We start from the raw sequence: 8,078 nt of genomic DNA, 5'->3' as shown, positions 1-8,078 counted from the left end.
AGTTGGCTACCTGGTCAGGTTGACTCCGGCGGCCCGATCAACCGCCCCATCGCGCCGAAAACACCCAGCTCTGTGATGGCCACCAACTCCCCCGACGTTTCGACCATCTCGGCAATCAGCGGCAAATCAATGCTGTGGGTCGCACGAAAGATCGCGTCGATGAACAGTCGCTTGTCAGTCTGCTCGTCGATGCCGCGAATGTACGCACCGTCGATTTTCAGATACGCCAAGCCCAATTGGGTGAGGTTGCCGATCTGGCTGAAGCGCCCGCCAAAGTGTTGCAGGCCCATTCGATAACCAGTGTCTAGCAGGCTGTGGCTCAGACGCTGCAGTTCGTCGGGGGTGGGCAACTGGCTTTCGTCGATTTCCAGGGTCAGGAGCGGCGCCAGTTCCGGTAGGGAGTCGAGCAGGTCGAGGATTGTTCGCCATTGCACCGGGTCGCGCAGGGTGCTCCCGGACAGGCTCAGTGCCAAGGGCCTGCGTTTGGCCACCAGGTCGTCCAGCGTGGCCTCGAGCATCGCCAGGTCGAAACGTGCCGACCAACCGAGACGCTCGATCCACGGCAGGAAATGCCCGGCGGCAATCGCCTCGCCCTGTGGGTCGAGCAGGCGTGCGAGTACTTTGTGATGCAGCACCTGGCCGGGGTTGGCGCATTGCACGACGGGCTGGAAGTACAACTGCATTTTGCCTTGGGTCAGGGCATCGTCGATCCAGGTACGCCAGTCGTGCTGGGTGTGATTCGGCGCGGTGTCACGATGGCTCAAATACACCCAGGGTCGCTCGGGATGTTGCCGGGATTCGGTCAGTGCCTGATCCAGGCGCAGGAGTACGGTGCCGATCGGCTCACCGGGGCGGTAGGCGACAACGCCCAGGTGGGCGACGGGCATGCAATCGCTGGCGCCGATCAGGCGCAGGTTCTCCAGGCTGACGCTGACATCGGCGGCCAGGCGCACGGCATGTTCAGCGTCCAGACCCGGTGTCAGCAGGCTGAATTCGCCACCACGATTGCGTGCCGCCAGCCAGGTACGACGCTCGGGCAATTGAGTCAGACGCTTGAGCAATTCGCCTACGGCACCGATCAGCGCGTCAGTCCGCTGGCCGCCCAGGCGCTGGTTGAGCCCGTTCAGGTCGTTGATCCGCAACATCAGCAAATGGCCATCGCGGCTCAGTTCGCACTCGCGTAAATGGTCGGCCAGTTGCTCGTCGAGCAGGCGCCGGTTGGCCAGGCCCGTGAGGCTGTCCAGATAGGACTCGGCCCGCAGTTTTTCGCTGCGCGCAGCTTCTTCGCTGAACAGGGCCTTGAGCTTCTCGACCATCTGGTTCATGGCCAGCACCACCCGTTTCAGTTCCGGTGTCCGTGGCAGTTTCGGCAGGCTGAGAAACTCGCGGTTACTGATGGCTTCAGCTTGCCGGACCATGCTGTCGAGGGGACGAAATTGCCGGCGCAGCATCCATCCACCAATCACGGCGCTGAACAGCCCGCACAACAGCAGCCAGATCAGGCTGCCGAGGGTACTGTCCCAGAGCTTGGCCAGGGCGAATTGCGGATTGCTCAGCACTTCAACCCGTGCCCGTTGTTCCCAGCCGCGCATGACCAAGGCGTCGCCACCTTCCGGGCGCAGGTTGACCAGATTGACGAACCAGTCAGGCACGCCGTCGATTTTTGTCGGTGTGTTGCGTTCCACCAGGGGTTGCTTATCCTGGAGCCTGATGACGCGGATGCTGCTGAAATAGCCGCTGTCGAAAATCGAACTGACCATCAGCTCCATCATTGCCGGGTCATCGACCTGTGCCGTCAGCGACAGCCCCAGCGCGGTGGCTGCATCCTGGGCGTGGGCGCGCAACTGACTGAGCGTTTGCTCGCGGGAGCTTTCCAGGCTGACAAAAAAACTGCCGCTGAACGCCACCAGCAGGAACAGGCAGATGGCCAGGAACAACTGTTTACGCATTGTCATACATCGCTCCTTGCCTGGCGGTCAGCCGTCGCCGATGTCGAACCCTTCGGCCTGCATCTTTTTCAACACGTCCTGCCAGCGCGACAGCTTTTTCGAGTCGCTGCTGCGCTGGCCGCCATTCTTGCCTGGCAGGTACAGGCCTTCGGCGTTGAAGGCGTACACCGGCAGCAAGTCCTTGCGTTGGGAGGCAGGGCGGATTTCGCCGATCAGGTTGTCCAGCACCATTGGGTCGGCCGTGGGCGAACTGTAGAACGTCAGCACCATGTGCGCCTGGTTCTGGCTCAGGGCCTTGACGTAGGTGATGCGCAGTTTTTCGCTGGGAATGCCGAGTTGGCGCAGGCTGAAATACTTCGCCAGCGCATAGTCCTCGCAATCGGCGGCGCCCTTGATCAGGGCTTCGACGGGGGTGGCCCAGTAATCGGCCTGTTGCCAGATGCGCGTATCGTCCTGGAAATTCAACTGCTGATTGAAGAAGCGGTTCACTGCGTTGAGCTGCTCACGTTCGGGCGCGCCGCGTGCACTTTGCAGCATTTGACTCCACGCCTCGATCCGGTTTCGTGCCGGTCCCGACGGGCCGTAGCGTTTTTCAACGGGTTGCAGAATCTGTGCGAAATCCCAATCGGCCCGGACCCCGTTGAATACGGTGGGTAGCAAACCCGCCAGCAGCCACCAGCCGCCGAGCCGAAGTCGGAGCGCTGGCCATCCTGGACTACGCAGACTGCGGGCCATGTCTGGCTGCTCGAGTGTAGATGGGTGAAGTTTAGGTGGAGTTTTTGCCGGGGCAGGGCAGGTCGTCGGACGGGGCTCGCCACAAATAGCCAGGGAGACTTCAGGTGTTACGCAGGGTTTTTTGCCTGAGGATGTAGATCGTCACGAGCACCGCACTGGTCAGCATGAACCCCCGAGCCCAGGGAAGCGGCACCAGATAGCAGGAGAGCAGGATGCTCGCCCACATCAGGCCGATGGCGTAGACCTTGCCCTTGAGCGGGATGCCGTTGCCGTCGAGGTAGTCGCGGATCCATGGGCCAAGCCGTGGATGCTCAACCAGCCATTGATAGAAGCGCGGGGAGCTGCGGGCGAAGCAGGCGGCCGCCAGTAGCAGGAAGGGGGTGGTGGGCAATACCGGCAGGAAAATCCCGATCACCCCCAGCGCTACGCTCAGCCAGCCGATGGCCAGCAGCACGTAGCGCAACATCAGGGGGCGGTTGCCTATGGGGTTGTCCATAGGCAGAACCTTAGTGGTGACGGGGCTTGAGAATCGCCGGTTTTTCGTCTGGTGCGTTGCACAGCAGGTACAGCGCGGTCAGGGCTTCCGGGATCTGCACGATCATGTCGTCCATCAGGTTGGCATCGGCGGCAATGTCGGAGAACTCCGGTTGCTCGTCGAACAGGCCCGAACCGACCATGATCGGCAGCAGCATTTCGCTGACTTCGTCTTCGGCGGTTTCGAACCAGGCTTCTTCGCGCAGGAACACGCCTTCCATGAAGCCGATGCACCAGCCACGCAGTTCGGAATCGTCCGGCTCATCGCCCAGGTCCAGGTCGCACGGCAGCTCGAACTCTTCGTCGGAGGCCAGTTGGCGGGCGATGTGGGCCTTGAGGCCGATCAGCGTGGCTTCGATCTCTTCGCGCTGGGCCTCGCTGCTGTAGTGCGGCTCTTCGGCGAACAGTGCGTCGATCCATTCACGCTCGGGAACCGCTTCGGAACAGATCGAAAGCGCAGTGAGGTAGCCGTGGGCGGCCACGTAGTCCAGCGCCTCGTCATGCAGTTCATCAGCGTCGAGGAAGACTTGCAGGCGGGTTAGTTGCTCAGCGAAGGACATTAAAGGACTACCTTGGGGAATGTTCGATGCGGGAATTCTAGGCCTTCTTGAGCGCTTGGGCCAGCCGCACGGCATATTTGCGCATCGATGTGTCTTCTCAGCGGTGCCCTTTGCCGGACGGGGCTCGGGTATACTCGCGCGTTTTGTGATGCCCTGCTGGCCTCACGGCTGAAATGTGAAGCGACATGCAATGCGCACTTACGATTTGTCGGTGCAGCCTTGCGGGTTCTGAACCAGCCTTGCAGGGATGTTTCGGTGATTTTTGGAGTTTTTATGCTCGAACAGGCTCAACGCGTCCTCAAGGACATCTTCGGCTACGACAGTTTCCGTGGCCGCCAGGGTGCAATCATTGAGCGCGTGGCCAGTGGCGGCGATGCCCTGGTCCTGATGCCTACCGGTGGTGGCAAATCCCTGTGCTTCCAGGTTCCGGCGCTGCTGCGCGAAGGCCTGGCGGTGGTGGTCTCGCCGCTGATCGCGCTGATGGACGATCAGGTCGCCACCCTCGAAGAGCTGGGCGTGGCCGCCGCCGCATTGAACTCCACCCTCAGCGCCGAACAGCAGCGCGACCTCGCCGCCCGCATCCGCCGCGGTGAAGTGAAAATGCTCTACCTGGCACCGGAACGACTGGTCCAGCCGCGCATGCTGTCATTTCTGCAAGGGCTGAACATCGCCCTGTTCGCCATCGACGAAGCACACTGCGTGTCGCAATGGGGTCACGATTTCCGTCCGGAATACCTGCAATTGGGCCAGTTGGCGGAAATGTTCCCCGACGTACCGCGCATCGCCCTGACCGCCACGGCCGACAAGCGTACCCGGGAAGAAATCGTCACCCGGCTGCACCTGCAAGACGCCGAGCGCTTCCTGTCGAGCTTCGACCGGCCGAACATCTTTTATCGCATCGTGCCCAAGGAGCAGCCGCGCAAGCAGTTGCTGGCGTTCCTCGCCGAACGCCGTAGCGATGCGGGCATCGTGTATTGCCTGTCGCGCAAGAAAGTCGAGGAGGTCGCCGCATTCCTCAGCGAGCAAGGCTTCCCGGCGCTGCCGTACCACGCGGGTCTGCCCAACGATCTGCGGGCCTACCATCAGAAACGCTTCCTCAATGAGGAAGGCCTGATCATGGTCGCGACGGTGGCCTTCGGCATGGGCATCGACAAGCCCAACGTGCGTTTTGTCGCGCACCTCGATTTGCCGAAATCCCTTGAGGCCTACTACCAGGAAACCGGTCGTGGCGGCCGTGACGGCCTGCCGGCAGACGCCTGGATGGCCTACGGCCTGCAAGACGTGGTGATGCTCAAGCAGATGTTGCAGAACTCCGAAGGCGACGAGCGCCACAAGCGCCTGGAGCAACACAAGCTCGATGCCATGCTCTCGCTCTGTGAAGAAACCCACTGCCGCCGGCAAACGCTGCTGGCCTATTTCGACGAAGACATGCCCGAGCCTTGCGGTCATTGCGACAACTGCGTCGACGGTGTGCAGACCTGGGATGCCACCGAGCCTGCGCGTCAGGCGCTGTCGGCGATCTACCGCACCGGCCAGCGCTACGGCGTCGGACACCTGGTGGACGTGTTGCTGGGCAAGGACAACGAAAAAATCCGCGGCATCGGCCATCAGCACCTCTCGGTGTTTGGGGTCGGCAAGGCGATGGCGGAGGGCGAATGGCGTTCGTTGTTCCGCCAGCTGGTGGCCCGTGGTCTGGCCGACATCGACCTCGAAGGCTACGGCGGCTTGCGCCTGAGCGACAGTTGCCGGCCGCTGCTCAAGGGCGAGGTGACCCTGGAATTGCGCCGCGATCTCAAGGCGCAAACCGTGGCGAAAAGCAGCAAGAGCCAGGCAAGCCAACTGGTCCGAGGCGAGGAGCGCGAACAATGGGAAGCCCTGCGTGCCCTGCGGCGCAAGCTCGCCGAAGAACATGGCGTGCCGCCGTACGTCATCTTCCCCGACTCGACCTTGCTGGAAATGCTCCGCAGCCAGCCGACCTCGCTGGCGGAAATGGCCAGGGTCAGTGGCGTCGGTGCGCGCAAACTGGAGCGTTATGGCGAGGCCTTCCTCGAAGTGCTCGGCGGCCAGGTCGAGGCGCCGAAAGTGGTGGCCGACGTGCGTCACGAGCTGATCACTCTGGCGCGGGCCGGTATGACGCCGGTGCAGATTGCCGGTCAGTTGCAGTGCTCGGAAAAGAACGTCTACACCATGCTGGCCGAGGCGATCGGCAAGCAGCAGTTGTCGCTGGAGCAGGCGCTGGACCTGCCTGAAGATCTGATGGGGGAAGTCCAGGACGCTTTCCTCGACGGCGAAGGCGAGTTGCCGCCGGTTTCCGAGATCGCTGCGCTGTTCGCGGGCCGGGTGCCGGAAGGGGTTTTGTACTGCGTACGGGCTGCCTTGCAGTCGGAATTCGAGATTTGAGACATCTGTAGTGCTGATGTAACGATTCAGTACAGATCAAGTCTTGCCTCAAGTCGAGGCTCATGCTTAGCTGACTAATAATTAGTTTTAATTTATTTCAGTCTGATCATGAGTGTTTTATGCCGTTAACCGATCAACACCGCTTTGGCATGCAATTGGCCCAGATGTCCCGCGGCTGGCGTGCCGAACTGGACCGCCGGCTGGCGGGCATGGGCTTGTCCCAGGCGCGCTGGCTGGTGCTGCTGCACCTGGCACGTTTCGATGAAGCACCGACCCAGCGTGAGCTGGCACAAAGCGTCGGCGTCGAAGGCCCGACCCTGGCCCGTTTGCTCGACAGCCTGGAAAGCCAGGGGCTGGTGCAACGCCAGGCAGTGCTGGAAGACCGCCGGGCGAAGAAAATCGTTCTCTGCGCGCCGGCGCGTCCCCTGATCGAACAAATTGAAACCATTGCCACGCAGCTGCGTCACGAACTGTTCGAAGGCGTCGATGAGGCGGACTTGAAGGTGTGCATGCGGGTTCACGGACACATCCTGGGCAACCTTGAAAAATCCTGAGGCATAACCGAACGCCAGATTTTTGAGAGAGCGCATTGGGCGAACTATAAGAACTACTCGGCAATATCGTGTTCGTAACGGATGTACGAACGCGTGCGGATGGTTTCTGTAGATCTCAAGGATGCTCATGCTCAAGTGTTGGCGATTGGTTTTACGCGGTGGTTCTCAGTGGTTGCTGGTCGGGGTCGCAGTCACTTACTCGGCATGGACACCTGCGCTGGGCCTGGGTGAAATCACCCTGCATTCGGCGCTGAATCAACCGCTGCGTGCTGATATCGCACTGGTGGATGCGGCTGGCCTGGAGGAGAACGAGCTGTCGGTGAGCCTGGCGACGGCAGACGAGTTCAACCGTGCCGGGGTCGACCGGGTAGTTTTCCTTGACAACCTGAGGTTCTCCCCGATCCTGCGCGGTAGCCGCAGCGTGATCCGGGTGACGTCCAGCAAGCCGGTCAGTGAACCGTTCCTGAATTTCCTCGTGCAGCTCGATCGGCCCAAAGGTCGGTTATTACGCGAGTACACGGTACTGATCGATCCGCCAGGCTCGTCGGGCGTTGTTCCCGTCAGCGATGAACCGGTTTCCAGGTCCCCTGCGTCTGCATTCCCCAGTGTTCAACCGGTCGTACCGCTGTCGCCCGTGGCAAGGACGACACCAGAAACCGACGCCCCCGTGGTTGAGCCTGCTGTCGAACAGCTGGCCGCCAGCGTCCTGCAAAACCACTCGTTGCAAACCACGGTCGATGAGCTCAACGCGAAGCTTCAAGAGCAGGATGAGCTGATCGTCGGCCAGAAACAGCAGTTGGCCGAGCTACACACCCAACTGACGGAGCTCAGGAAAGTAAAGGCGCAATCAATGGCATCTGATGCAGGGGCGCCAGCTACCGCTATTGCTGAAAACCCCGGGATGGGCTGGCTGCCGATTGCTGGCGTGTCAGCGCTGATGGCGTTGTTGGCGCTGGGCTGGTTTGTTCGCCGCTGGCATCAGCAACATCAGGCCACAACGTCAGTGATTCTGCCATCGTCACATGAACCGCTAGCTGAGCTATTTACCGAGCCAGTAATGTGGCCCCCCGCCATGCAACCGGCCACTGCGCATCGCGACGGGCTGCCAGCCATCGATGGGCTTGAGCGGGTCGATAGCGGTCGTGCCATCCCGGTCGCCACTGACGATGTGTACCAACTCAACCTGGAGGAACTGTCCATGGCGTCGAGTTGGGACGTGATCAGCCCGGACGAGAACAAGCCGTCGGCTGCCCTGGCCATGTTCGAGCCTGTGTTCGAGTTGGAGGCGCAACCTGTTCCGCCGACTCGGCAGCCACCGGGCGGGCTATCATAGCGGCATCGTCAAA

7 protein-coding genes are annotated in these 8,078 nt (G+C 61.4%); 3 read left to right on the top strand and 4 right to left on the bottom strand.

Annotated elements, in window-relative coordinates:
- Positions 1–14: 14 nt before the first annotated feature.
- The 4 genes from lapD to RS887_RS03560 all read right to left on the bottom strand — a co-directional run bounded on the left by lapD (position 15) and on the right by RS887_RS03560 (position 3,778).
- A complete protein-coding gene (lapD, locus tag RS887_RS03575) occupies positions 15–1,955 on the bottom strand; it encodes a cyclic di-GMP receptor LapD (RefSeq protein WP_322614399.1) in 1,941 nt (646 codons plus the stop codon).
- Positions 1,956–1,976: 21 nt separating this feature from the next.
- Complete coding sequence (lapG, locus tag RS887_RS03570) at positions 1,977–2,684, bottom strand: cysteine protease LapG (protein ID WP_322614398.1); 708 nt, start codon at positions 2,682–2,684, stop codon at positions 1,977–1,979.
- A 100-nt stretch (positions 2,685–2,784) separates the two neighbouring features.
- Positions 2,785–3,180 (bottom strand): YbaN family protein, encoded by a 396-nt coding sequence (locus RS887_RS03565; protein WP_322614397.1) that lies wholly within the window; start codon positions 3,178–3,180, stop codon positions 2,785–2,787.
- Positions 3,181–3,190: 10 nt separating this feature from the next.
- Positions 3,191–3,778, bottom strand: a complete 588-nt coding sequence (locus RS887_RS03560; RefSeq protein WP_008023664.1) for a YecA family protein — start codon at positions 3,776–3,778, stop codon at positions 3,191–3,193.
- Positions 3,779–4,051: 273 nt separating this feature from the next.
- Here RS887_RS03560 and recQ point away from each other — a divergent pair, with 273 nt between their 5' ends.
- The 3 genes from recQ (at position 4,052) to RS887_RS03545 (ending at position 8,065) form a co-directional block, all read left to right on the top strand.
- Entirely contained in the window at positions 4,052–6,178 is a 2,127-nt protein-coding gene (gene recQ / locus RS887_RS03555) for a DNA helicase RecQ (RefSeq protein ID WP_322614396.1), read from the top strand.
- A gap of 119 nt (positions 6,179–6,297) precedes the next feature.
- On the top strand, positions 6,298–6,732 hold the full coding sequence (locus tag RS887_RS03550) for a MarR family transcriptional regulator (protein ID WP_150724407.1): 435 nt from the start codon (positions 6,298–6,300) through the stop codon (positions 6,730–6,732).
- A 127-nt stretch (positions 6,733–6,859) separates the two neighbouring features.
- Positions 6,860–8,065: a hypothetical protein gene (locus RS887_RS03545; RefSeq protein WP_322614395.1), complete on the top strand. Its 1,206-nt coding sequence runs from the start codon at positions 6,860–6,862 to the stop codon at positions 8,063–8,065.
- Positions 8,066–8,078: the final 13 nt, after the last annotated feature.

It is taken from the genome of Pseudomonas sp. BIC9C, from assembly GCF_034541995.1.
Lineage (GTDB): Bacteria > Pseudomonadota > Gammaproteobacteria > Pseudomonadales > Pseudomonadaceae > Aquipseudomonas > Aquipseudomonas fluorescens_CC.
Note: the sequence above shows the minus strand (reverse complement) of the source record. Positions and strands in the feature narration are given on the sequence as shown.

What these genes read in the sequence shown, in the direction of transcription:
- RS887_RS03545 (WP_322614395.1), top strand. Translation starts at nt 6,860, where the DNA reads ATGCTCAAGTGTTGGCGATTGGTTTTACGCGGTGGTTCTCAGTGGTTG.
- recQ (WP_322614396.1), top strand. Translation starts at nt 4,052, where the DNA reads ATGCTCGAACAGGCTCAACGCGTCCTCAAGGACATCTTCGGCTACGAC.
- RS887_RS03565 (WP_322614397.1), bottom strand. Translation starts at nt 3,180, where the DNA reads ATGGACAACCCCATAGGCAACCGCCCCCTGATGTTGCGCTACGTGCTG.
- lapD (WP_322614399.1), bottom strand. Translation starts at nt 1,955, where the DNA reads ATGACAATGCGTAAACAGTTGTTCCTGGCCATCTGCCTGTTCCTGCTG.
- RS887_RS03560 (WP_008023664.1), bottom strand. Translation starts at nt 3,778, where the DNA reads ATGTCCTTCGCTGAGCAACTAACCCGCCTGCAAGTCTTCCTCGACGCT.
- lapG (WP_322614398.1), bottom strand. Translation starts at nt 2,684, where the DNA reads ATGGCCCGCAGTCTGCGTAGTCCAGGATGGCCAGCGCTCCGACTTCGG.
- RS887_RS03550 (WP_150724407.1), top strand. Translation starts at nt 6,298, where the DNA reads ATGCCGTTAACCGATCAACACCGCTTTGGCATGCAATTGGCCCAGATG.